This window comes from Bosea sp. PAMC 26642, assembly GCF_001562255.1.
Lineage (GTDB): Bacteria > Pseudomonadota > Alphaproteobacteria > Rhizobiales > Beijerinckiaceae > Allobosea.
This window is the reverse complement of sequence record NZ_CP014301.1, coordinates 5,067,335-5,090,625: the sequence shown is the minus strand read 5'-3', so window position 1 is coordinate 5,090,625 and position 23,291 is coordinate 5,067,335. Positions and strand designations below refer to the sequence as shown.

Below are 23,291 nucleotides of genomic sequence, written 5' to 3'. Positions count from 1 at the left end.
GTGGCCGACATTTGCGTGTGCATCCCGCTCCTTCGGCCACGGCATCCCACGAGCTTGACGCGCACTTGCACGGTGCGGATTGTCTCGGCGGCCAGTCGCGTACCGGGTCGGACTTCGGGGGAAGACCATGCCGCTTGCACCATTGAGCGATGATGAACCGGGTCCGCCAATCGGTTTACGCCAGGATCATGCAGCTTTGCGTTCCGACACTGTTCAGGCGCTCGTCGAGAGCGAGGCGTCGTACAAGGCAGCGCTTCAAGCCGGCAACATGGGCAGTTGGGAGACAAATCTCCGCTCCGGGCTAAGGATATGGACAGAAGAGGGCATGGCGCTGTTCGGGGTCGATTTGCCCGACGGCAAAGGATGCGTCGGAGGTCCTAACGACGAGTGGGTGGCTGCTATCCATCCCGAAGACCGTGACCTCGCATTGCAACTGCGCAGTCAGGCCCAGACATGCGACACCTTTCCAGCGGAATACAGGATCAAGCGGCCGTCCGGCTCTGTGGTCTGGTTGTCAGGGCGGGGGCGCGTGCTGGAACGGGACGACGGGGGCAGGCCGATCCGTCTCGTCAGCATCATGGCTGACATCTCGGACCGCAAGGTCGCCGAACTGGCATTGCGTGAAAGCGAGGCAAGGTTTCGAAGTCTGTTCGAGAACGCGGCAGTCGGTATGGCCTATGCTGATCTTGCTGGCACCTGGATAACGGTCAATCAACGCCTCTGCGACATGCTGCAGGTTGCCGAGGCTGACCTGATTGGCCGTTCCGCAAACGACATGGTCGAACCGGCAGAACGCGGGCGCGAAGCCCAGGAGTTGGAGCGCCTGCTCTCGCGAGAGATCGCGCACGCGGCCTTCGAAGTCCCCTATCAACGTCGCGATGGCTCACAGATATGGATCGGGCAGACGACCTCCCTGGTCCTGAATGGCCATGGCGTGCCCCTGCACTTCGTCTCCGTCTACCGCGACATCTCCGAGCGACGGGCAGCGCAGGAGCGCCAGCGCTTCCTGCTGGCCGAACTAGCGCACCGATCGAAAAACCTGCTTGCCGTTATCCAGGGCATCGCGGGTCAGACCATACGTTCGGTCGAGAACCTGGCAGATTTCAAGACGCGCTTCACCCAGCGCTTGCAGGGCATTGCCGCGACCCAAGACATCTTGGTGCGTCAGGACTGGACCGGCGGGGACCTGCGCCAGCTCGTCACCACGCAACTTGAACTCTTCGACCTGGGCGAAGGGCGCATCACCCTGTCGGGCCCAGAGGTCACACTATCTGCCGACGCCGTACAGAGCGTTGGTCTGGCCCTTCACGAGCTCGCCACCAACGCGCTGAAGTATGGTGCCCTATCAGCGACCACGGGTCAGGTCCGTGTCGCGTGGTATTCCGAGCCGGATGGAAAAATGGCGCTAACCTGGATAGAGCAAGGCGGCCCACCGGTTGTCGCGCCCTTGCGGACGGGCTTCGGCAGCACGGTCTTGGACAGGATGGCAGCTTCGAGCGTCGATGGTGTCGTGGAGCTCGACTATGCGAAAAGCGGCTTGAGGTGGACGCTCGCCATTCCTTCCGAGCATATCACTGTCCGCTCCGAATAACGGCTGCCAGAGCGACAGTAACTCATCGCCAGATCGCCGACCCTTCGCGACGTCCTCGCAATGCACGGGACCGCTCTGGTGATCAGCCAACCTGCGGTCAGGTGAACTTCGTGGCGCGCGATGGAATTCAGCGGGTGGAACTGCTCATTCGGTCAAGATTGAAATCGTGAGGTCGAGCCGTGTTGATCAACCCGCTCATCCGGTCCGCCGCCGTTGCGCGCTGACCAGTTGGTCCTCCTCCTCGATCATGCGATCGACGAGCTGCTGAACGCCTTCTCCACGCGCGCCCTCCGTGACGAGATCGACGACCTCCTTCAGGGAGGGAATCGCGTTCGCGACCGCCACGCGATAGCCGCAGGCACTGATAAACGAGTGATCGTTTTCCGCATCGCCGACACCGACCACGTCAAGCTCGTCCAGATCTAGCCGCTTGAGTGCCTCGGCCAGTCCGGTCGCCTTGTTGACCGCGCTGGGGAGGATCATCACCGCCTCCTTGTTGAAGACGATGTGAAGCTCTAGCCCGAGGTCGCGAATGGCCTCCAGCGCCTCGACCTCATTGGGTTTCCAAAGTGCGATGATGGACCGGCCGACCGAAATGTCGGGTACCCCTGCTGCTGTGAGGCGGTTGACGAGCTCCAGCGATGGCCCCCCGGACAAAACCGCTTCGAGCTTGTCGGTGGGGTCGTAAAGTACAGCGCCGTTCTCGGCGACGACGAGGTCAAACAGGTCGAGCCGCGGGCAGACGCGGATCAGATCGTCGAGTTCGCGACCCGTTACCATGATCAGCCTGCGTCCCGAGGCCCGCAGCCGTTCCAGAGCAACGATCGTCGCGTCGTCGACGACGCCGTCGCGCGCGATCGTCCCGTCGTAGTCCGTAGCCAGAGCCTGGAACCGCATCGGTGCTACTCCGCCGTGTTCGTGAAAGATGCGTTGCCGAGGCCGGTCCCGATCGTGATCGCCGCCCAGCGCTTGACGTCGGACATGAAGGGCCGTTGCGACATGCCCTGCACGACCGCATCGTTGTGCATGACGACGATGGTATCGTGGTCTGCGATCTTCGGGATGGCGGCCGCCAGCACCTTGGGTAGGTTAAAGCGCTTGTCGTCCCAGTTCCCGCCTGGGAGGTTCATGCCGCCACGCGAGATTGTGCCGTCTGCCTCGATGACGCCCGGGCAGCCGATGCCGATAAAGGGCGCGAGGCTGAGCCCATCTTTCTCTGCACGCGATATGAAGTCCTTGAGGGCATCGACAAGCCAGTCGACCGATTTCGTCCGCCGCACATTTTCGTCCGCATGGCGCCAGAGGTCGGATTTCCAGACACTCGCCTTGGACAGGTCCTTGGCATCCTTCAACTGAGGCAGGACCACCCCTGCGCGGATGTTGCTGCCACCGATATCCGCCGCGAGGATCGCGTCGTGACCTTTGAACATCCAGGATGGCATCAGATGCAGGGTGCCGATCAGGCCGGCCTCATCAGGGTGTTGCCTGACCGCGGCGAGGTCAACGCCAATGCCCCGGGATTTGAGGCGCAAGGAAGCGGCGGCGATGGTGCGTTCGCCGATGATGCCCTCCTTGAAGCCCCCGCCGACGACGATGCGTTCGACGCCGCTCCAGTTCTTATCTTTGAGGAATCGTTGCAGGACGTCGGCGATGTCGTTCGAGAATTCGTCGACCGCCGTCTGCACGATGGCGGCGGCCATGGGCTCTTCGCCATTCAGGAAGCTGCCGAGCTGCTTCTTGCTGAGATCGGCGGTGGGCAGGTCACCCATCGGATCGGCACCGAACCTGCGGAGGTCCTGGCGAAATCCCTCGAGCTTGTCGAGGAATGCGCCTTTGCGAACCCGGTTGTTGAGGATCTCGCCCTGGTGCTTGACGTCGAAATTATAATTCTCGACGGTCGCGGCCGGCAGCACACTCGTGCCATGTCCATGCATTCTGTCGCCCTTCGCCATTCCCAAGCCCATCCGGCGGCTGGTGCTCGACCGCCAATCTGCAACGGCTTATCCGTGCCCAGGTTCCTAGAGCCGCGCGGATGCCGTGTCCCACAGCACTCATTTGGCCGAAAAGGTCACGGCCTTCAGCTTGTTTTCCATCCGGATCCTACACGAACGCCCGTAACAGTTGGCGTCACCGCGCGGCCTCAGCCCCGGCGCGCCGTCGCTGGGCCGGCCCAGTTCAAGAGCCGTTGCGTAGAACCTGTCGACCATTGCGCCGGTCTCGGCGGCAAATGGATGTGGACACCATTGCCGATGGTCGCAGCTTCGCCGTTCACCGGGACTTCGGAGCTGAAGCTCTGGTGCCGCTGCCATATCCCAAGCCGCTCGCGCCGCTCGCCTTGAGCACCAGTCCGATCGTCGGCATAAGCCCATCATAAAAGCTTGGAGAGCGGGCAAGGTGATTGGTTCCGATAGAAACGTGATGGATCATGTCCCGATCTCGTCCACCATGCCCTCTTCGGCGATGGCCCTAGCCGCTGATGTCCCGATGCGCCTTCGGCTCCATCATCGGACAGCCATTGCGCTCGAAGCGGAAGCGGGCCGACATCCTGTAGGCCGGCTTGCGCAGCCGCATGATCGAACCGAGCGGCCGGTGCGCGGCAAGCCCGTGCCAGGGAGCAAATGACAGGCCGTCGTCGAAGGCTTTCGACCTCGCCTCGCTCCAGGCCTCCTGGGGCTCGACGAAGACGCGCGCCACGGTGACGAAGGGGCTTTTGTTTTCCGGCCATTGGACCGTCGAATCCTCGACCGGCATCGTCTCCAGATCGGTGCAGAGCTGCGCGCGTAGTTCCCAGACGGCGCCATGGAAGTGGAAGAAATCGATTGCGGCCCGTCGCAGACCGTCGGGTTTTCCTGACAGGTCAACCTTGGCATTCGTCAGCGCGGTCAGCTCGGTCGATAACGGGAAGAGCGCGAATTTCGCAATATACGCGCCGTAGAGCAGCGGCACCTGGGTGAAATAGGTTTCGCCAAGCGGATTGGTCTCGGGATGGCCGCCCAACTGCGTCAGGGTGGCGCTCTTGCCGCCGAAGGCTTCGACGAGGCTTTCGGCGGCCTGCAGCACAGTCGAGAGCCCCTTCTTGGCGCCCGCGGCTACATCTGTCGTCGCGGCGAGCAGCTTGAGTTTCTCCAGAAAGGCCTTGCCTGTCGGGGCAGCGAAGACGGGGCCATTGACCATGACGAAGTCCTGCGTGGTGTCGTCTTCGACCCCTCCAGGCGCTCGCCGGGCACGCCCAAAATCTTCAGCGCGAGCCCGCGCGGCACCGAGACGTTGTCGTCGAGGACATCGCCGGGGATCGTCGAGACGCGGATCGCGACGGGATAGGTCGCCGGGGTCGCAAACAGCCCCTGTGCTAGCACGGGCGGCAGGTCTGCCAGGATCTCGATCTGGCCCTTCAGCAACGCGTGGCTCTTGGCATGGACGCTGCGAAGCGGATGTCCGCTATCCTCATAGGTGGTCTCGCTGATCGAGCGCATTGTCGCGACCAACCCATCCGCCGTCGCCGCCTCGTCGGCCTCAAGCTGCTCCACGTCAGGGTGATATCGCAGGGGATCGGTCGGCGGAGTGGGATGCGTCAAGGCGGATCTCCAGACGTCTCTCGTGAGGGCGCGTGCTTCGGCAACACGGCCACTGCCGAACTGTTCCCCATGCGAAACTTGGGTACCTGCCCTGAGGCGGCGGTCGTCGCCATGTAGCCGAGTGGCTGAGCGGCACCCGCCGAAGCGATTTGCCAGGCCTCGTGCCGAGAACCCGAGGTGGTCCGGGCTGCCGATTGCGTGATCGACCGGTCGGGATCATTCCCCCGGCTGAGGCGTTCCCATCCGACAGACCGCAAAGGAGACACGCATGACCTGGGAAACCCCCACGATCGAAGACATTGCCTGCGGCATGGAAGTGACCGCCTATGCGCCGTCCAGCGAAGACGACGATCTTCACGCTGTGCCGGTTGTCGCGTCCGTGACCGACGCTGACAACTGATCATCGATGAAGGCCGTCGTTCTCGGCTCCGCCGCGGGCGGCGGCTTTCCTCAATGGAACTGCCGATGCGCCAATTGTGCACTCGCCTGGCAGCGCGATCCGCGCGCGCCCTGGCGCACACAATCGTCCTTGGCCTTGATCGATCATCAGGCCTGCGTGGTGGTGAATGCGTCGCCAGATATCGGACAACAGCTGCGTGCGACGCCGTCACTCTGGCCACGGGCTTCGCGCCATTCGCCGATCGAGACGGTCGTCCTGACGAGTGCCGAGATCGATCACGTGGGTGGCCTGCTCTCATTGCGAGAGCGGCACGCATTCGAGATCGTGGCGCTCGCTCCCGTACGTGCCGCGGTCGCAGATAATCCGATGTTCCAACCCTTGAGCGCCGGTTGGATGACGGCAGAGGCTGATCTGCCCATCTCCGTGGCATCATGCGAGCTGACGCTATTCCACGTGCCGGGCAAGGTGCCGCTATATCTTGAGGGCACCGACCCCATCACTGAGAGCGATGCCGGCGAAACCGGTGGCGTGGCCGTGTCGGGACCGAACGGGTCGTTCGTCTACATTCCCGGCTGCGCCGCCCTGAGTGACGAGGTTCGACGTCGCGCCGAACATGCCGACATCATCCTATTCGACGGCACCCTGTTCGACGACGACGAGATGCGCCGGGCCGATCTGGGCGAGAAGACGGGGCGACGGATGGGCCATATGCCGATGACAGGCCCCGGCGGCTCGCTCGACTGGCTGGCGAGCCTGCCGGCGAGGCGCAAGATATATACCCATATCAACAACACCAACCCCGTGTTGATCGCAGGTTCGCCTGAGCGAAGCTGCGTCGAAAACGCCGGGGTCGAGATCGCCTTCGACGGCATGGAGATCGCATTGTGAGCCTGCTTTCGCCGGAAGCATTCCTGGAGGCGCTGCGCGAGGTCGGCGCCCGGCGCTACCACGACCGGCACCCGTTTCATCAGCGGTTGCATTCGGGCCTGTGTAGCAGGGGTGAGGTCCAGGCCTGGGCGCTCAACCGCTATGCCTATCAGGCGGCGATCCCGCGCAAGGACGCGACCCTGATCGCGCGGCTGGAGGATCCCGCGCTGCGGCGCGCCTGGCGCCAGCGGCTGATTGACCATGATGGCGGCGCGGATGGCGAGGGCGGCATCGAGCGCTGGCTGCGCCTCTGCGAAAGTCTCGGTTTCGAAAGACGGGACGTCATCGCCTTCAAGGGCGTGCTGCCTGCGACGCGCTTTGCCGTGGACGCCTATGTCAACTTCGTTAGGGAACGTCCGCTGCTGGAGGCGGTGGCGTCCTCGCTCACAGAGCTGTTCTCGCCGCAGGTGATCAAGACGCGCGTCAGCGGCATGCTGGCGCATTACGACTTCGTCAGCAGCGAGAGCCTAAGCTACTTCACGGCGCGGCCCGAGCAGGCCTCGCGCGACGTCGAGAGCGCGCTGGCCTATGTTATGGCCAATTCCCGAACTCCGGCCGACCAGGGCGCCGTCATTGCTGCGCTCGAGTTCAAATGCGACGTGCTCTGGGCGATGCTGGATGCGCTCGATCATGCCTATGGCGAGGCCGGACACGTTCCGCCCGGCGCCTTCGAGCCGGCCGCACGATGATCGGGGCGACGTCACAGCCGCGGCTGGCCCGTGGCGTCCGCCTCCAGGCAGATCGCGTCCGCGGCGGCTTCAACCTGCTCGCGCCCGAGCATGTGCTTCGCGTCAACGCATCCTCGGTCGCCATCCTCGATCTGTGCGACGGCCAGCGCAGCCTCGACCAGATCGTCGACCAGCTCGCCACGAATTATGCGATCGACCGCGACCGCATCGAACGCGATGCGAGGGCGCTCCTCGATGATCTCGTCGCACGGCGGATGGTGGAGGCATGAGCGCACCCGCCCCCTTCGCGCTGCTGGCCGAGCTGACCCATCGCTGCCCGCTCGCCTGTCCCTATTGCTCGAACCCGCTCGATCTCGACCGCAAGTCCGACGAGTTGGCGACTTCGGACTGGATCAGGGTCTTCGAGCAGGCTGCCGGCCTCGGCATCCTGCAGCTGCATCTCTCCGGTGGCGAGCCGGCGGCGCGGCATGATCTCGTCGAGCTCGTCGCAGCGGCCGCCCGTCTCGGGCTCTACACCAACCTGATCACTTCCGGCATCGGCCTTCCTCGCGAGCGGCTGGCCGCGCTGGCGCAGGCCGGGCTCGATCATCTCCAACTCTCGGTTCAGGATACGCAATCCGATAATGCCGACCGCATAGCCGGCCTGCGTGGATCGTATCAGCGCAAGCGTCTCTTTGCCGGCATCGTGGCCGAGGTCGGCCTGCCGCTGACGATCAACGTCGTCCTGCATCGCGGCAATATCGGCCATATGGGCGCGATGGTCGATGAGGCCATCGCGATGGGTGCACGGCGGATCGAGCTCGCCCATGCGCAGTATTACGGCTGGGCGGAGCGCAACCGCGAGGCGCTGATGCCCGATATGGCGGACGCGCTGGCGGCTCGCGACGAGGTCGGTCGCCTGCGCGCCGAGACGGCCGACCGCATCACGATCGACTATGTCCCACCGGACCATTTCGCACGGTTTCCCAAGCCGTGCATGAATGGCTGGGGCCGGCAGTCGCTGAATGTCACGCCTCGGGGCCTGGTCCTGCCCTGCCACGCCGCCCAGTCGATCCCTGGCCTCGCGTTCTGGACCGTGCGCGAGCATTCGCTGGCCGAGATCTGGCGGGGCTCGCCGGCCTTCGAGGCCTTCCGCGGCACCGACTGGATGGCCGAGCCATGCCGCAGCTGCGAGCGACGCGAGATCGATTTCGGCGGCTGCCGCTGCCAGGCCATGGCCCTGACGGGAGATCCGCGCAATGCCGATCCCGTGTGCGTGCTATCGTCCTTCCACGACAGGGTCGAGGCCCTGACCACGGCACAACGTAGCGACTCTTATGTCATGCGCGGCCGCCCGCCGAAGGATGCGCCCGAGACGACACTGGCTTGGGGAACCGAAGCGCTTCAGGACATGGTCTCGATGCACGGTGACGACGGGCGTGCATCCGCGCCGGGACTCGACGGCAGCCGGCGTGCCGGCGCCGATATCGGTAGCTGACGGCCATGGACGCCGTGTCGATCATCGGCTTTCTAGCCGCGGCCTGCTCGGTGTCGAGCTTCGTGCCGCAAGCGTTCAAGATCCTGCGCACACGCGACACTTCCTCCCTCTCGCCGCCAATGTATGCGCTGACGACGACGGGGTTCGTGCTCTGGACGGTCTATGGCATCGCGCAAGGACAGTGGCCGCTGATCCTGACCAACGCCATCTGCCTCGTCTTCGCGGGCTTCATCCTGGTAATGACGCTGCTGTCCCCAGCGAAGAAGGATGCCGTCGCCGACGCCATCGACCCGCGCCAGTAGGCGGCGGCCTTCGTTCCGCTGGAACGAGCTGGGAGGCACGCTCGGAATTGGGCTTGGTGCGGTTTAAGATTTCGAGACGTGCTCGGGCTTGCCCTTGCGTTTGGTCGAGGCGAGTTCGTCGAGTTGGGCCTCGGTCATCGATTTCGCCATCGACTTCGACGCGCCCTTGATCTCGCTCTTCTTGATCTCGCCGCGCTTGGCGGCAAGCGCCGCTCCCGCCGCCTTCTGCTGAGCCGCTGACTTTGCCGGCATCTTCGCCTCCTGAACGATCGCCGCATCGCGCGGCATCAAAATCAACCAACACAACGTGAGAGCGGTCCCGCGCCGTCAGAAGGCGTGCGGTCATTCGACGGTCCACTGGCAGATCTTGTAGTCGCGGGGGCGGTTGCGCGTGCGGTGCTTCAGGCGCTTGCAATTTTTTGAAAAGCTATACCGACAGCCGGGCAAGAAGTTCCGGAAGGGAGCGCACCGAGCGCGCTCCCTTACATCATTAGCTTGTCGGCACGGTAAGGCGCCAGATCGCATTGCCGACATCGTCCGCCACCAGCAGACCGGCGCGCTGATCGACCAGAACCCCGACCGGACGTCCGCGAGCCTCACCCTTGTCGTTGAGGAAACCGGTGAGCACGGGCTTGGGCATCCCGGCGGGCTTGCCGTCGATGAAGGGCACAAAAATCACGCGATAGCCGACCGGCTGCTCCCGGTTCCACGAACCGTGCTGACCGATGAATGCGCCGGCCGGATAGGCGCGTCCCATGCGTTCATCCTTGACGAAAGTCATGCCGAGCGACGCGGTATGCGAGCCCAGCGCATAATCGGGCTTGATAGCCTTGGCGACCAGGTCGGGACGGGGCGGCTCGATCCGCTTGTCCACCGTCTGGCCGTAATAGCTGTAGGGCCAGCCATAGAACCCGTCGCGCTTCACCGAGGTCATGTAGTCGGGCACGAGGTCGTCGCCGATCTCGTCGCGCTCGTTGACCGCGACCCAGAGCTCCTTGGTCGTGGGGTTCCAGTCGATGCCGACGGGATTGCGCAGCCCCGTGGCGAAGACCTGGGTGGCGCCCGTCTTCGGATCGATCTCGAGCACGCCTGCACGCTTCTCCTCCTCGGCCATGCCGTTTTCGCCGACATTCGAGTTCGAGCCGACGCCGACATAGAGGCGCAAGCCGTCGGCGCTGGCGACCAGGCTCTTGGTCCAGTGATGGTTGCGGCCCGCAGGAAGCTCGGCGACCTTGATCGGTGCCGCGGCGCTCTTGGTCTCGCCCTCGACATAGGGCACGCGCACCACTGCGTCGGCATTGGCGATGTAGAGCTGGTCGCCGATCAGAGCCATGCCGAAGGGCGAGGTCAGGTTTTCGAGGAAGATGCTCTTGGTCTCGGCGACGCCGTCGCCGTCCTTGTCGCGCAGCAGTGTGATCCGATTGGCGCTCGGCGTCTGCGAGCCGGCCTTCTTCATGAAGAGGCCCTGAACCCAGCCGCGGATGCCCCCTTTCTTGTCTTCCGGCTTGGGCGGCGCGTCGCTTTCGGCCACGAGGATGTCGCCATTGGGCAGCTCGTAGAGCCAGCGCGGATGCGCCAGGCCGGTGACGAAGGCGGTAACCTGCCCGCCATCGGCGGCGGTGGGCTTCTCGCCCACCTTCCAGCCAACCGCATCGGCGATCTTGAGCGTCGGGAACCAGCTCGACTGCGGTTCCGGCAGCGTCGGATTGGGGCCGTAGCCCGCCTCCTCCGGCAGGACGGACTGGCTGTTGCAGGATGCAAGCGCCAGCGCCGATATGGCAGCACTGGCGATGAGGATGGCGCGGCGGGCACTTGCCATGAGGTTTTGTCTCCTTTCGCCGACGGACGGCCGGCAGGTCATGGAAGCTCAACGTCGGCCCGGGGCTTTGGTTCTCAGGCGTTTGCGTGCATGGCCGTGCCGGCGGAACCACAGGGCCGGACAGATCGTTGCCCGTCAGGGGGGACACGCGACTTGCAAGGCATTTCCGATCACAGCGTCGCGACGAGCGGTGGCGACGGCGCCGCGGCGGCGCTGGTCAGCGCCGGCCTGGTTGCGGGCGTTGGCCTCGTTACGGTCGCGATGGTCGAGATCGGCCCGCTTTCGCTCCAGATGCTCCAGCATCTCGCCGTGATGAATGTTGTAGCCCCGCTGGCCGCACTTGGACTGGGTGCCCGGTTCGCGCCGGGCGGGCCGCAGGCGATCTGGATCGCCGGCCTGCTCCAGATGCTTTTGCTCTGGGCTTGGCATGCCCCTGCCATCCAGCAGGCCACGGCGCAGTTCGCGTTCCTGCAGGTCCTGCTTTTCATTCTGCTGGCGCTCTCGGCCGTGGTTTTCTGGAGCGCCGTGATCGCTGCCGGTTCGTCGCAAGGATGGCGCTCGCTTGCCGCCCTGATGCTGACCGGGAAGCTTGCCTGTCTGCTCGGCGCCCTGCTGATCTTCGCCCAGCGCGATCTCTATGAGTTGCCCGGGCTCGTGTTGGCACTATGCACGACAGGACCCTCGACGCTGGCCGACCAGCAGCTTGCGGGCTTGCTGATGATCACCGCCTGCCCGCTGAGCTATCTGGTCGTCGGCATAATCCTGGCCGCGCAGATGCTGGCGCGCCTCGACACCGGCGATGAGCCTTCCTCGCACCGGGCGGATGGCGATGTCGCTGCTCGCGCGCGCTAGGTCGGCAAGCCTGTCGGCGCTGGCGAGCTGGCGCCGCGTCGCGCTCGCCGCATCGGCGCTTGTCGTCGCGGTTCTGGTCGGCGCAACGCTGTTTGCGTGGCTGGGCGTCTACAACGTTGCGGCAAGCACGGGTCATTTCCGCTTCGTCGATGCCATCCTGCGCTTTGGCATGGAGAACTCGGTTAGGGCCCGCGCACCCGATACCACCCTGCCCGCCGGCGAGGACGCCGACATGATCCGGCTGGGAGCCGGGCATTTCCATGCCGGCTGCGCCTATTGCCATGGCACTCCGGGCACGCCGATCACGCCGGTCTCCGCCGCCATGCTGCCGCCGCCCCCCGATCTTGCGGACAAGGTCGGCCTCTGGACCGATGGCGAGCTGTTCTGGATCATCAGGCACGGGCTGAAATATGCGGGTATGCCGGGCTGGCCGGCGTTGGACCGCGAGGACGAGGTCTGGGCGCTGGTGGCCTTCCTGCGCAAGCTGCCGTCGCTCGACGCCCAGAGTTATCGCGCGCTGGCGCTGGGTGAGGTCGAACCCAAGCCACAGGACGGTCGGTCGATCGCGACAGGCGCGACGCCGCCCGACGCCGTCGGTGCCTGCGCGCGCTGCCATGGCGCGGAGGCGGCGCCGCTAAGCCGTCTGGTGCCGATCCTTCACGGCCAGCCCAGGGATATGCTCGCCAGCGCGTTGCGAGCCTATGCAGCGGGGACGCGACCAAGCGGCGTGATGCAAATGGCGGTATCAGGATTGTCCGACCGCGCCATCGAACAGCTCGCGACCTACTACGCCGGCCTGCCTTCGCCGATTTCATCAGATCCGTCGGCCGATGCCGGAGCCCTGGAGCGTGGTGCGGTGCTGGCCCGCGAGGGCGTGCCGTCGCGCGGTGTTCCCGCCTGCCTGAGCTGTCATGGTCCGGAGGCGCGGCCGGATTATCCCCGGCTTGCGGGGCAATCCGCGCGCTATCTGTCCGGCCAACTGGGCGTCTGGCGTGCCGGCCTCAACGATCGCAGCGAGACCGGCATGATCATGGCGCCGATCGCACGCCGGCTGAGCCCGGAGCAGGCAGCCGATCTCGCGGCCTATTTCGCGAGCCTCTCGCCATCTGCGGGCAAGGCAACCCCATGACGAGCCCGGCCCTGCCCGGCATCGCCATGGGCGCTCTGCTCATATCGGGCTGCACCGGGATCCAGTCCGCCCTCGCCCCGGCCGGCGACGAGGCAAGCCGCGTCGCGCTCCTGACTTTGATCCTGTTTGCAGGCGCGGGCGTCATCCTGCTGATCGTCGGTGCAGCCTTGGCCCTTGCCATTGGCGGATCGGATCGCACGCGGCGCCTGCTTGGCTCGGACCGCGCGATCAAGCTCGGCGGCATCGCCTTTCCGGTAGTGACGCTGACGGTACTGCTCGGCTACGGGGTCTGGCTGATGCGCGAGACGATCGCGACCGACCGGCCCGCCGCCCTGCGCATCGAGGTCACCGGCGAGCAGTGGTGGTGGCGCGTCGCCTATGCCGGCGCCGACGGAAAGCCGGTCGCAGAGGCCAATGAGCTGCGCATCCCGGTCGGGCGCGAGATCGATATCGTGCTGCGCTCGGCCGATGTGATCCATTCCTTCTGGGTGCCGAGCCTCGGCGGCAAGCTCGACATGATTCCTGGCCGCACCAACACGCTTCGGCTGAAGGCCGAACGACCGGGCGTGTATCGCGGCCAGTGCGCCGAGTATTGCGGCGGCCCCCATGCGCTGATGGCGCTGGAGATCGTAGCCCTGCCGCCGGCCGAGTTCGAGGCCTGGCTCGCCGCCGCAGCAGCGCCGCCGGCCCGCGCGGGCCAGGAGCGCGGCCGGGCCCTGTTCGAATCCGCCGGCTGCGGCGCCTGTCACGCGGTGCGCGGCACGGCGGCCGCAGGCGTGGTCGGGCCCGACCTGTCGCGCATCGGCGGCCGGCGTGCCCTGACCGCCGCCACGATTCCCAACACGCCCGAGAACCTCGCCCGCTTCATCGCGCATGGACAATCGGTCAAGCCAGGCAACCTGATGCCCGAGTTCAGGATCTTTTCCGATGAAGAGCTGCAGGCCCTGGCGGCCTATCTGGCGAGCCTGACATGACATCACCTTCGACGGCCGCCGATCCGACCTACCCCAATCTCCTGCCGAGGCCGGCGGGCGAGCTTGCCGCGCTGGAGAAGGTCTGGGCGGGCCCCAAGGGATGGCGCATCATCAGCGACGTCAACAACACGGTCATCGGCTATTTCTACATCGCCACGGCCTTCCTGTTCTTCCTGGCAGCCGGCATCCTGGGATTGCTGATCCGGCTGCAACTGGCCTTGCCGGGCAATGACTTTCTCTCGCAGGAGACCTACAACCAGATCTTCACCATGCACGGCACGGTGATGATGTTCCTGTTTGCCGTACCGGCCGTCGAGGCGGTCGGCGTGCTCTTGCTGCCGGCGATGCTCGGCGCCCGCGACATGCCCTTCCCCAGGCTTGGCGCATTTGCCTTCTGGGCCTATTTCGTCGGCGGCATCGTCTTCTTCTGCACGCTGTTCTTCGGCGTCGCGCCCTCGGGCGGCTGGTTCATGTACCCGCCCCTGACCGGCGCGCGCTTCTCGCCTGGCGTCGGTGCCGACTGGTGGCTGCTCGGCATCGGCTTTATCGAGATCTCGGCGATCGCCGGCGCGATCGAGATCATCGTCGGCGTGCTGCGGACCCGGGCGCCCGGCATGACGCTGGCGCGAATGCCGATCTTCGCCTGGACCATGCTGATCTTCGCCGGGATGATCGTCTTCGCCTTCCCGGCCGTGATCCTGGCGACGATCCTGCTCGAGCTCGAGCGCGCCTTCGACTGGCCGTTCTTCATCGCCGAGCGCGGCGGCGACCCGCTGCTCTGGCAGCATCTGTTCTGGTTCTTCGGTCACCCGGAGGTCTACATCATCTTCCTGCCGGCGGCGGGGATGGTCTCGATGATCGTGCCGACGATGACCGGCACGCCGATCGTCGGCTACCGGCTGATCGTCGTGGCGCTGATCGCGGTCGGCTTCTTCTCGTTTGGACTGTGGGTCCACCACATGTTCACCACCGGCATCCCGGCCCGCTCGCTCAGCTTCTTCTCGGCGGCGAGCATGGCGGTCGCGATCCCCAGCGGCATCCAGATATTCGCCTGGATCGCGACGATCGCGGCGGGACGGCTCAGGGTCACCGTCGCTTCGCTCTTCGTCATCGGCTTCCTTACGATCTTCACGCTCGGTGGACTGACCGGGGTGATGGTGGCGATGGTGCCGTTCGACCGGCAGGCGCATGACAGCTACTTCGTCGTCGCCCACCTGCATTACGTGCTGTTCGGCGGCATGGTCTTCCCGCTGTTCGCTGCGGTCTACTACTGGACGCCGGCCTTCAGCTCGCGGCCGCTGTCGGAGCGCTTGGGCAAATGGGCCTTCGGCCTGATCTTCGCCGGCTTCAACATCGCCTTCCTGCCGATGCACATCACCGGGCTGATCGGGATGCCGCGCCGCGTCTACACCTATCCGGCCGGCATGGGCTGGGACTGGCTCAACCTCGTCTCCACCATCGGCGCCTTCATGCTGGCGGCCGGCATCATGGTGTTCTTGATCGATGTCGCCCGCAATCTGCGGCTCACGAGCCGCGAGCCCGCCGGCAATGTCTGGGGTGCGGGCACGCTGGAATGGCTGCCTAACCACAGCTTCGGCATTCGTAGCACGCCGCGCGTGACGTCGCGCGAGCCGCTCTGGCGTCAGCCGGGCCTAGCCGACGCCGTGGATGCGGGGCGCTATTACCTGCCGCGCACCGCGACCGGCATGCGCGAAACGATCGTGACCTCCCCGGTCGAGGCGGAGCCGCAATATGTGATGCGGCTGAGCGGACCGGGCTGGGCTCATCTGGCCGCTGCGGTCTTCACCGCAGGCTTCTTCCTGCTGCTTACTGTCAAGGCCGTCGTGCTGGCCTCGATTTGCGGCGTGCTGGCGGTCGTTTCGATCATCGCCTGGATGTGGGACAGCGATCCCGCCCCTTCCGAGGAGGTCGATATCGGCGGCGGCATCGTCCTGCCGACCTACGCGTCCGGTACGCTGTCGCACAGCTGGTGGGCGATGGTGATCCTGATGCTGGTCTCCGCCGCGCTCTATCTCTCCTATCTGTTCGGCTACCTCTATCTCTGGACCGTCGCGCCGCAGAACTGGCCGCAGGCCTCCGCGCTGACCTCGGCCTGGTCGCCGCTCGCTCCCGTCGGGCTGCTGGTCGCGAGCGCGGTCCTGCTGTTCAGCGCCCATCGCCTACTGACCCGCAAAGGTGGGGCGATGGTCAGCCTTTCCCTGCTGATCGTGCTCGGCATGCTGGCGCTGCTGTTGGGGCTCGCGCTCGACAGCCTGTCGCACTGGCGCGATGGCTTGCGCCCGCAAGCCAGCGGCTATGCCGCGATGGTCTATGCCAATGCGGCGCTGCAGCTGCAGATCGCCGGCGCGGTGCTGGTCATGGCCGGCTTCGCCATCGCCCGCATCCTCGCCGGACGGCTGACCTCGGTCCGGCGCGTGGTGTTCGACAATCTGGCGCTATTCTGGGCGTACGCGATCGGCCAAAGCCTGTTCGGCCTGCTGCTGACCCATGGCTTCCCGCGGATGGTCGCTTCATGAGCAAACCGACGTTGCCGATGATGCGTGCCGCTTCTGCCCTGACGGGGCCGATCGTCTGGGCCGCGCACTTCCTCATCATCTACGCCCTGGAGTCGATCCTGTGCCGGGCCGATGCCGGGCCCTGGCACACATTCGTCGTGATGGTCGCGACGGCCATCGCGGCCGCGGTTTTGGTTCTGCACGCCGCCAGACAGCTGCGGTCGCTGCCCATCGAGGGCGTTAACGGCTTCCTTCCGCGCGCGGCGCTGACGCTGGACGGCTTGTCCATGCTGGCGATCGCACTGGCAGCCGCAGCCGGGCTTGCACTGCCCGCCTGCCGGTAGGAACCGGCGTCGGAGCTGCTGGTTATCGGCGCACGATCCGCATTCCAAGCAGGACGATGCAGATGAAAGAACTGGTTCTTCTTCGACCCGAAGCCCGCGGCTTCGTGCCTAACAACCCGGCCCTGCCGGTCATCCTTTACCGAGGCGCTTTTGAGCCGAAGAGCGCCGACCTCGCCGCTGAGATGGAAACGCGGTTCGAGGCCAATGGCTGGCCCCCGCAATGGCGCAACGGGATCTACGACTTCCATCACTATCACGCGACCGGCCATGAGGTTCTCGGGATCGCCGCCGGGAGCGTGGATCTGGTCATCGGCGGCGAGGGAGGTGAGACGATCGCGGCGAAGGCCGGTGATGTCCTGCTGCTGCCTGTTGGCACTGGACACTGCCGTGCGAGCGCAAGCAGCGACCTCTTGGTGGTGGGCGCCTATCCGCCCGGCCAGGGCGGTGAAATCATGCGCGAGGCGGCGACGGCTGCTCTGCTCCGCGACATGCGCCACCTCGCTATCCCGCGGCTGGACCCAGTCCAGGGCGACGGCGGACCGCTCGCGCAGCACTGGTCGACGCGATTGTCGGGATGACATCGCACCGGCCCGTGATCGCGGGGAACTCAGCGCCCGAGCTGGCGGCCGAGGAAGTCGGCGGAGCGGGTGGCGGCGTCGAGCTGGGACGCACCACTGAAGCCGTGCCCCTCGCCAGGATAGATATGCTTCTCGACGGGCACGCCCCTCGCCCGGAGCGTGGCCTCGATCTGGTCGGCGTTCCGCACCGGCACGACACGGTCGGCGTCGCCGTGCAGGATCAGCGTTGGAGCCTGCGGCTTGCCGGCATCAAGATCGCCCGGCCGGAACCCGAAATAGCTGATCACGGCCTTGATGCGTCGGTCCTGCGCGGCCAGCGACAAGGCCAGCGCACCGCCAAGGGAGACGCCGACCAAGGCAAACCGGGCGGGGTCGATCGCCGGATCGGCCAGCACCTCATCGATGACCTTCCTCAACCCGCCGAGCCAGAGCGGATACTTGGTGCCGATTTCGCCGTAGGAGGCACGGCGTTCGCGGGAGAGCTCGAAATAATGCGGAAACAGCACGGTGTAGCCCTGGGCGGACAGGGCTGCAGAAGCGAATTGATACTGCGAGCGGCGGGTGATGCCGTCGGCACCATGGAGGAGCAGCACGGCCGGTCTGCGCCCGGCACCCACGCCATCGCTGCGATCGATCGTGACGGTGGCGGCGGCCATCGCCGGGCCGGCGGCGAACGTTCCGGCAAGGCTCCAAAGCGCAGTACGGCGATCCAAGATCAAGCTCCGATGGGATAGATAGATGGGGATCGAAAGAGACCACGGGCCCGCTCCGGGAGCGGGACCTACTTTCAGAATAATCGCTGGCGCAAACGGGGATCGTTCAGGTAATCCGCAAAACGCCGCGTAATGGTCACATGCCGCCGAAGCCCTTCTTGATCTGGGCCACGGCCAGAGCCTGTGCTTCCTTGGCCTTGGCGACGACGGCGTCCATGCCGAAGAACTCGTGCGTCACGCCGGTGTAGATCTGGTGCGTGGTCGCGACGCCGGATTCCCTGAGTTTGGCAACGATCAGGTCGCCGTCCGACTTCAGCGGGTCGATCTCGGCATTGATAACGGTGGTTGGCGGCAGGCCCTTGAGATTAGCCGCAACCAGGTTGAGCCTCGGGTCCTGCGTGTCGCTGCCGCCATTGGTGGCGTGCTGGACGAACCAGGCCATCATCGGCGTGTTCAACGGCTTGGCAGCCGCCTGCTCCTTCTCCGACGGCGTGTCCATGCTTGTGGTCACCACCGGATAGACCGAGACGATCGCCACTGGCTTGGCCAGGTTCTGGTCGCGGGCGGCGATGGCGGTGTTGATCGCCAAGTTGCCGCCGGCGCTTTCGCCGACAAGCGCGATCTTGGTGGCGTCGTAGCCCCAGCCCTGCGCGTTCTTCAGGACGTATTTGTAGGCCTCGATCGCCTCGTCATGGGCGGCAGGGAACTTGTTCTCCGGGCCCATCGGATAGTCGACGGAGACGACAGCCGCGCCGGTCTGCTTCGCCAGCGCCGCCGGCGTCGAGTCATAGACGTCGAGATCGGCGATCACCCAGCCGCCGCCGCGGAAATAAACGATGATCGGCAGGTTCGACTCCTTGGTCGCGTTCTCTGGCACATACCAGCGCAGCTTCAGGTTGCCCATGTCGGCGAAGCGGCTGTTGGAGACCTTAAGACCTTCATGCGGCTTCACGTCGAGCTTCTTGTCCTTGATGATCTTCATCACCGCATCGGTCGGCGTCGGCTGCTTGCGCGCCTCGCTCGGCTCCAGGCTTTCGATCGGCTTGCCGCCGAGGCCGGCGAGCACGGAAAGGACCTCGGCCATGTCGACGTCGGGCTTGGAGGCAGTCATGACCATGGCCGCCGGGGCAGGCGCCGCCGTCTGGGCAAGAACGGGGGTCAGCGCGCTCGTGGCGAACAGCAACGTAAGCGAAACGGTCTTCAGGTGGATGGTCTTCATAAGGTCGAGAATTCCTCGTTGGGGTCGGTGCTCAACAGCCCCATCCGGCACATGTTCCCCGTTTGTCGGGCCGCCGGGCCCCGAAACGGCCCTCGTTGCCGGGATCGTGATTACCGGCAGTTTCAGGCCGCCGCGGTGTCAGTTGCTGCCGAAGCGCATTGGCGCGGTCGCCGGCACGATCCCTGCCATGCGCATTCTCAAGCACTGCCGGCGTTGCCGAGCGGACCGCGACGACATGTCCGGCGATAGACGAATTGTTCCAATCCGAAACTGTGGAACATGCCGCGGCGGCTCCTGTTGTAGGGCAACCGGCATCGGATCAGGCGCTCGCCCCGGATCATTACCGCTCTCGCCCGTCGGTCGCAGGAGACCAAGCCTTGCCCGCCCACGCCATCGTCGGGACCCAGACCGTCCCCACCGAGATCACCCTGAACGGCGAGCGCCGGTCGCTTGACGTCTCACCGTCGACGACGCTGCTGGATCTGCTGCGGCACGATCTGGTCCTGACCGGCACCAAGAAGGGCTGCGACCACGGCCAGTGCGGCGCCTGCACCGTCATCATCGACGGGCAGCGCATCAACAGCTGCCTGCAGCTTGCGGTGATGCAGGACGGCAAGACCATCAACACGATCGAGGGGCTGGCGCAGGACGGCGTCCTGCACCCGCTACAGGCCGCCTTCATCGAGCGCGACGCCTTCCAGTGCGGCTATTGCACGCCGGGCCAGATCTGTTCGGGCGTCGCCCTGATCGAGGAGGGCCACGCGGTCACGCGCGCGGAAATCCGCGAGCATATGAGCGGCAACATCTGCCGCTGCGGCGCCTATCCCAACATTGTCGATGCGATCGAGGACGTGCTCGTGCAGCGCGGCCAACTGCAGAGAGAGGCCGCCGAATGAACCGGTTTTCCTATCATCGCGCCGGCACCATCGAGGAGGCCGTGAAGGCGCTCTCCGACCAGCCGGCGGCGCGCATCATCGCCGGCGGCACCAATCTCGTCGATCTGATGAAATACAATGTCGAGAAGCCTTCGACGCTCATTGACGTCACGCGGATCGATGCCCTGAAGGGTATCAACGAGACCGAGGATGGCGGGCTGCGCATCGGCGCGCTCGTCCCCAACAGCACGGTCGCCTATGACGAGCGCGTCAACGTGCGCTTTCCGCTGCTGGCGAGTGCGATCTTGGCCGGCGCGACCCCGCAGCTGCGAAATGCCGCGACCACCGGCGGCAATCTGAACCAGCGAACGCGCTGCTACTATTTCTACGACGTCCAGACACCGTGCAACAAGCGCGAGCCGGGCTCGGGCTGCGGCGCGATCGGCGGCCTCAACCGAATCCATGCGATCCTGGGTGCCAGCGAGCACTGCATCGCCACGCACCCGTCCGACATGTGCGTCGGGCTCGCGGCGCTCGGTGCGGAGGTCCACATTGCCGGGCCCGCCGGCGAGCGTGTGATTCCCTTTGCCGACTACCACCGCCTGCCGGGCGACACGCCCCAACATGACAACACGCTGCAGCCCGGCGAGATCGTGGCTGCGGTCGTGCTGCCGCGCGGCAGCCAGGGCTATGCGGGCCATTACAGCTATCTGAAGCTCCGAGACCGGTTGTCATATGCCTTTGCGCTGGTCTCGGTCGCGGCCGCTTTGGAAATCGAGGGCGGCGTGATCGCCTCGGCGCGCATCGCGCTTGGCGGTGTCGCGCACAAGCCCTGGCGTCGACAGGACGCCGAGGACGCGCTCGCCGGCAAGACCGCAGACGAGCGGGCCTTCTCGGAAGCGGCGAGTCTGCTGCTCTCCGGCGCGCGGGGCCATGAACACAACGCCTTCAAGATCGATCTGGCGCAGCGCGCGATCGTGCGCGCGCTTGCCCAGGCGGCTGCCGGCACGCCGCAATCGCAGACCGACAAGCGTATCGCCTGAAAGGCTTCGGATCATGCTGAAGAACAGCACCTATGTCGGCTCGCCCCGCAGCCGGGTCGACGGCCCCGCCAAGGTCACCGGCACCGCGACCTATGCCGCCGAATTCACCGCGCCCGCGCTCGCTCATGGCTACATCGTCGAGAGCCGCATCGCGCGGGGCCGCATCACTACGATCGATGCGGCCGCGGCAGAATCCGTGCCCGGCGTCATTAAGGTCTTCACCCATGCGAACCGGCCCAAGACGGCCTGGTTTTCCTATAACTATCAGGACATGGTCGGCCCGCCTGGCAAGCCGTTCCGACCGCTCTACAGCGACAAGATCCAGTACAACGGCCAGCCGATCGCGCTGGTCATAGCGGAAAGCTTCGACGTCGCGCGCCATGCCGCGTCGCTCGTGTGCGTCAGCTATGACGAGCATCCGCATGAGACCGATCTCAGCCAAGCCCGCAGCAACAGCTACGAGCCGCCTAAAGGGCGCACTGGCATCGCGCCCCCGCCGCCAGCGCGCGGCGATGCGGTGAAGGCGTTCAGCGAGGCGCCCGTTCGGATCAGCGCCGAGTACACGATCGCCACCGAGCATCACAACCCGATGGAGCCGCACGCCACGACCGTGATCTGGAAGGGCGACGGCAAGATCACCGTCCACGACAAGACCCAGGGTGTGCAGAACAGCCAAGCCTATGTCGCGGCCGTCTTCGGCCTGTCGAGCGACGACGTCCAGGTCGTCGCACCTTATGTCGGAGGCGGCTTCGGATCTGGGCTACGGCCGCAGCACCAGCTTTTCCTGGCGGTGATGGCGTCGCTTTCGCTCGAACGTTCGGTCCGGCTCGAGCTGACGCGCCAGCAGATGTTCGGCCATGTCTTTCGGCCTGAAACCATCAACATGCTCTCGCTGGGTGCGGGCGAAGACGGCCGACTGCATTCGATCCAGCATCAGGCGGTGGCGGCGACCTCGCAGTTCGAGGATCACCAGGAGGTGGTGGTGAACTGGTCGGGCCTGCTCTACCCGGCCGAGAACGTCGATCTCCGCTATGAACTCGCCAAGCTCGACACGTATTCGCCCGGCGACATGCGCGCTCCTGGTGCGCCGCTTGGCCTCTTCGCACTCGAAAGCGCCATGGACGAGCTTGCCATCGCCACCGGCATCGACCCGCTCGAACTGCGGTTGCGCAACTATGCCGAGCGCGACGAGAACGACGACGTCCCGTTCAGCTCGAAGGAGCTGCGCGCCTGTTACCGGGAAGGCGCCGAGCACTTCGGCTGGAGCAAGCGCAGCGCCAAGCCCGGCTCGATGCGCGAGGGCCGCGAGCTGATCGGCTGGGGCATGGCCACGGGCGTCTGGGAGGCCAATATGATGAAGACCTCCGCTCGTGCTGTGCTCGGCAGCGACGGCAGGCTCTCCATCTCCTGCGCCACCTCCGATATCGGCACCGGCACCTACACTATCCTAACTCAGATCGCCGCCGATGCGCTTGGGCTGGCGATGGAGGATGTGAGCGTCTTGCTCGGCGATTCCTCGTTGCCGACTTCGCCTGTCCAGGGGGGCTCATGGACCGCCGCCTCGGCCGGCAGCGCCGTCATGGCGGCCTGCCAGACCCTGCGGGAAAAACTCGTCAAGCAGGCAAGCAAGATCGAGGGCTCGCCGCTTGCGAACGCCGCGATCGACGATGTCGCTTTTGCCGGCGGCAGGATCCTGACGCGGACCGATGCATCGCGATCGGTCTCCCTGGCCGATGTGGTAGTGGCGGGCGGCGGCGGTGAGATCGAGGCCGAGGAATCGGCGGGTCCAGGTCTCGTCGGCATGATGCTGCCCAAGCGCCATTCGTCGTATACGCATTCGGCAGTCTTTGCGGAGGTCCGGATCGACCAGGACCTCGGCGTGCTACGCGTCACCCGGATCGTCAATGCCGTGGCCGCCGGCCGGATACTCAACCCTAAGACCGCACGGAGTCAGGTCGTCGGTGGCATTGTCTGGGGCATAGGAATGGCGCTGCACGAGGAAACGCTGACCGACCATCGCCTCGGGCGGATCATGAACCACTCGCTGGCAGAGTATCACGTGCCGGCCAATGCTGACATTCACGACATCGAGGTGATCTTCGTCGAGGAGCATGACGACAAAGTGAGCCCGATCGGCGTCAAGGGGCTAGGCGAAATCGGCATTGTCGGTACCGCAGCTGCTATCGCGAACGCGGTCCATCACGTCACGGGCAAGCGGATCCGCAGTCTGCCCATCACCATCGACAAGATCCTCGCAGGGTGAGTGAG

22 protein-coding genes and 1 pseudogene are annotated in these 23,291 nt (G+C 65.5%); 16 read left to right on the top strand and 7 right to left on the bottom strand.

What is annotated here, in order from left to right; genetic code table 11:
- The first annotated feature begins 127 nt into the window (after nucleotides 1-127).
- Complete coding sequence (locus AXW83_RS24280) at nucleotides 128-1,591, top strand: PAS domain S-box protein (RefSeq protein ID WP_082767384.1); 1,464 nt, start codon at nucleotides 128-130, stop codon at nucleotides 1,589-1,591.
- A 195-nt stretch (nucleotides 1,592-1,786) separates the two neighbouring features.
- Here AXW83_RS24280 and AXW83_RS24275 read toward each other — a convergent pair whose 3' ends face one another.
- The 3 genes and pseudogenes from AXW83_RS24275 to AXW83_RS24260 all read right to left on the bottom strand — a co-directional run bounded on the left by AXW83_RS24275 (nucleotide 1,787) and on the right by AXW83_RS24260 (nucleotide 5,118).
- Entirely contained in the window at nucleotides 1,787-2,488 is a 702-nt protein-coding gene (locus tag AXW83_RS24275; protein WP_066618515.1) for an HAD family hydrolase, read from the bottom strand.
- 5 nt (nucleotides 2,489-2,493) lie between these two features.
- Nucleotides 2,494-3,549 carry an ROK family protein gene (locus tag AXW83_RS24270; RefSeq protein ID WP_066621177.1) on the bottom strand — a complete coding sequence of 352 codons (1,056 nt, stop codon included), beginning with the start codon at nucleotides 3,547-3,549 and terminating at the stop codon, nucleotides 2,494-2,496.
- Between the two features lie 508 nt (nucleotides 3,550-4,057).
- Nucleotides 4,058-5,118, bottom strand: a pseudogene (locus AXW83_RS24260) (catalase family protein).
- 316 nt (nucleotides 5,119-5,434) lie between these two features.
- Between AXW83_RS24260 and pqqA the strand changes: the two are divergent.
- The 6 genes from pqqA to AXW83_RS24235 are packed head-to-tail and all read left to right on the top strand — an operon-like array spanning nucleotide 5,435 to nucleotide 8,961.
- Nucleotides 5,435-5,566, top strand: coding sequence for a pyrroloquinoline quinone precursor peptide PqqA (pqqA, locus tag AXW83_RS26835; RefSeq protein ID WP_082767383.1), 132 nt, complete (start codon nucleotides 5,435-5,437; stop codon nucleotides 5,564-5,566).
- 6 nt (nucleotides 5,567-5,572) lie between these two features.
- Nucleotides 5,573-6,454, top strand: a complete 882-nt coding sequence (pqqB, locus tag AXW83_RS24255) for a pyrroloquinoline quinone biosynthesis protein PqqB (RefSeq protein WP_066618512.1) — start codon at nucleotides 5,573-5,575, stop codon at nucleotides 6,452-6,454.
- Nucleotides 6,451-7,182 (top strand): pyrroloquinoline-quinone synthase PqqC, encoded by a 732-nt coding sequence (gene pqqC / locus AXW83_RS24250; protein WP_066618510.1) that lies wholly within the window; start codon nucleotides 6,451-6,453, stop codon nucleotides 7,180-7,182. Before pqqB ends, pqqC begins: the two co-directional genes overlap by 4 nt.
- Nucleotides 7,179-7,451 carry a pyrroloquinoline quinone biosynthesis peptide chaperone PqqD gene (gene pqqD, locus AXW83_RS24245; RefSeq protein WP_066618508.1) on the top strand — a complete coding sequence of 91 codons (273 nt, stop codon included), beginning with the start codon at nucleotides 7,179-7,181 and terminating at the stop codon, nucleotides 7,449-7,451. The genes pqqC and pqqD overlap by 4 nt, the downstream gene beginning before the upstream one ends.
- A complete protein-coding gene (gene pqqE, locus AXW83_RS24240; RefSeq protein WP_082767382.1) occupies nucleotides 7,448-8,659 on the top strand; it encodes a pyrroloquinoline quinone biosynthesis protein PqqE in 1,212 nt (403 codons plus the stop codon). Before pqqD ends, pqqE begins: the two co-directional genes overlap by 4 nt.
- A 5-nt stretch (nucleotides 8,660-8,664) precedes the next feature.
- On the top strand, nucleotides 8,665-8,961 hold the full coding sequence (locus tag AXW83_RS24235; RefSeq protein ID WP_066618502.1) for a SemiSWEET family sugar transporter: 297 nt from the start codon (nucleotides 8,665-8,667) through the stop codon (nucleotides 8,959-8,961).
- Nucleotides 8,962-9,024: 63 nt separating this feature from the next.
- Here the strand turns inward: AXW83_RS24235 and AXW83_RS24230 are convergent, their stop codons facing one another.
- Both AXW83_RS24230 and AXW83_RS24225 read right to left on the bottom strand, forming a co-directional pair.
- Nucleotides 9,025-9,213, bottom strand: coding sequence for a DUF3008 family protein (locus AXW83_RS24230; protein WP_066621175.1), 189 nt, complete (start codon nucleotides 9,211-9,213; stop codon nucleotides 9,025-9,027).
- Nucleotides 9,214-9,451: 238 nt separating this feature from the next.
- Nucleotides 9,452-10,780: a PQQ-dependent sugar dehydrogenase gene (locus AXW83_RS24225; RefSeq protein WP_066618499.1), complete on the bottom strand. Its 1,329-nt coding sequence runs from the start codon at nucleotides 10,778-10,780 to the stop codon at nucleotides 9,452-9,454.
- Nucleotides 10,781-10,933: 153 nt separating this feature from the next.
- On the opposite strand from AXW83_RS24225, the gene AXW83_RS24220 reads away from it, so the two are divergent.
- The 6 genes from AXW83_RS24220 to AXW83_RS24195 all read left to right on the top strand — a co-directional run bounded on the left by AXW83_RS24220 (nucleotide 10,934) and on the right by AXW83_RS24195 (nucleotide 17,173).
- The gene (locus AXW83_RS24220) at nucleotides 10,934-11,632 is read left to right on the top strand and encodes a cytochrome c oxidase assembly protein (protein WP_066618497.1); all 699 of its coding nucleotides are present in this window, start codon (nucleotides 10,934-10,936) and stop codon (nucleotides 11,630-11,632) included.
- The gene (locus AXW83_RS24215) at nucleotides 11,580-12,761 is read left to right on the top strand and encodes a c-type cytochrome (RefSeq protein WP_082767380.1); all 1,182 of its coding nucleotides are present in this window, start codon (nucleotides 11,580-11,582) and stop codon (nucleotides 12,759-12,761) included. Before AXW83_RS24220 ends, AXW83_RS24215 begins: the two co-directional genes overlap by 53 nt.
- Nucleotides 12,758-13,735 (top strand): cytochrome c oxidase subunit II, encoded by a 978-nt coding sequence (coxB, locus tag AXW83_RS24210; protein WP_066618493.1) that lies wholly within the window; start codon nucleotides 12,758-12,760, stop codon nucleotides 13,733-13,735. The genes AXW83_RS24215 and coxB overlap by 4 nt, the downstream gene beginning before the upstream one ends.
- Nucleotides 13,732-16,272: a cytochrome c oxidase subunit I gene (gene ctaD / locus AXW83_RS24205; RefSeq protein WP_066618491.1), complete on the top strand. Its 2,541-nt coding sequence runs from the start codon at nucleotides 13,732-13,734 to the stop codon at nucleotides 16,270-16,272. The genes coxB and ctaD overlap by 4 nt, the downstream gene beginning before the upstream one ends.
- Nucleotides 16,269-16,595, top strand: a complete 327-nt coding sequence (locus AXW83_RS24200; RefSeq protein WP_066618488.1) for a hypothetical protein — start codon at nucleotides 16,269-16,271, stop codon at nucleotides 16,593-16,595. Before ctaD ends, AXW83_RS24200 begins: the two co-directional genes overlap by 4 nt.
- A gap of 62 nt (nucleotides 16,596-16,657) precedes the next feature.
- Nucleotides 16,658-17,173 (top strand): cupin, encoded by a 516-nt coding sequence (locus AXW83_RS24195; RefSeq protein ID WP_066621173.1) that lies wholly within the window; start codon nucleotides 16,658-16,660, stop codon nucleotides 17,171-17,173.
- A 29-nt stretch (nucleotides 17,174-17,202) separates the two neighbouring features.
- Here AXW83_RS24195 and AXW83_RS24190 read toward each other — a convergent pair whose 3' ends face one another.
- Entirely contained in the window at nucleotides 17,203-17,886 is a 684-nt protein-coding gene (locus AXW83_RS24190) for a dienelactone hydrolase family protein (protein WP_156640357.1), read from the bottom strand.
- A gap of 136 nt (nucleotides 17,887-18,022) precedes the next feature.
- Nucleotides 18,023-19,105: an alpha/beta hydrolase gene (locus tag AXW83_RS24185; protein ID WP_066618482.1), complete on the bottom strand. Its 1,083-nt coding sequence runs from the start codon at nucleotides 19,103-19,105 to the stop codon at nucleotides 18,023-18,025.
- Between the two features lie 377 nt (nucleotides 19,106-19,482).
- Between AXW83_RS24185 and AXW83_RS24180 the strand changes: the two genes are divergently transcribed.
- The 3 genes from AXW83_RS24180 to AXW83_RS24170 are packed head-to-tail and all read left to right on the top strand — an operon-like array spanning nucleotide 19,483 to nucleotide 23,286.
- Nucleotides 19,483-20,001, top strand: coding sequence for a (2Fe-2S)-binding protein (locus tag AXW83_RS24180; protein WP_066618479.1), 519 nt, complete (start codon nucleotides 19,483-19,485; stop codon nucleotides 19,999-20,001).
- The gene (locus tag AXW83_RS24175; RefSeq protein ID WP_066618477.1) at nucleotides 19,998-21,023 is read left to right on the top strand and encodes an FAD binding domain-containing protein; all 1,026 of its coding nucleotides are present in this window, start codon (nucleotides 19,998-20,000) and stop codon (nucleotides 21,021-21,023) included. The genes AXW83_RS24180 and AXW83_RS24175 overlap by 4 nt, the downstream gene beginning before the upstream one ends.
- A 13-nt stretch (nucleotides 21,024-21,036) precedes the next feature.
- Nucleotides 21,037-23,286, top strand: coding sequence for a xanthine dehydrogenase family protein molybdopterin-binding subunit (locus tag AXW83_RS24170; protein ID WP_066618475.1), 2,250 nt, complete (start codon nucleotides 21,037-21,039; stop codon nucleotides 23,284-23,286).
- Nucleotides 23,287-23,291: the final 5 nt, after the last annotated feature.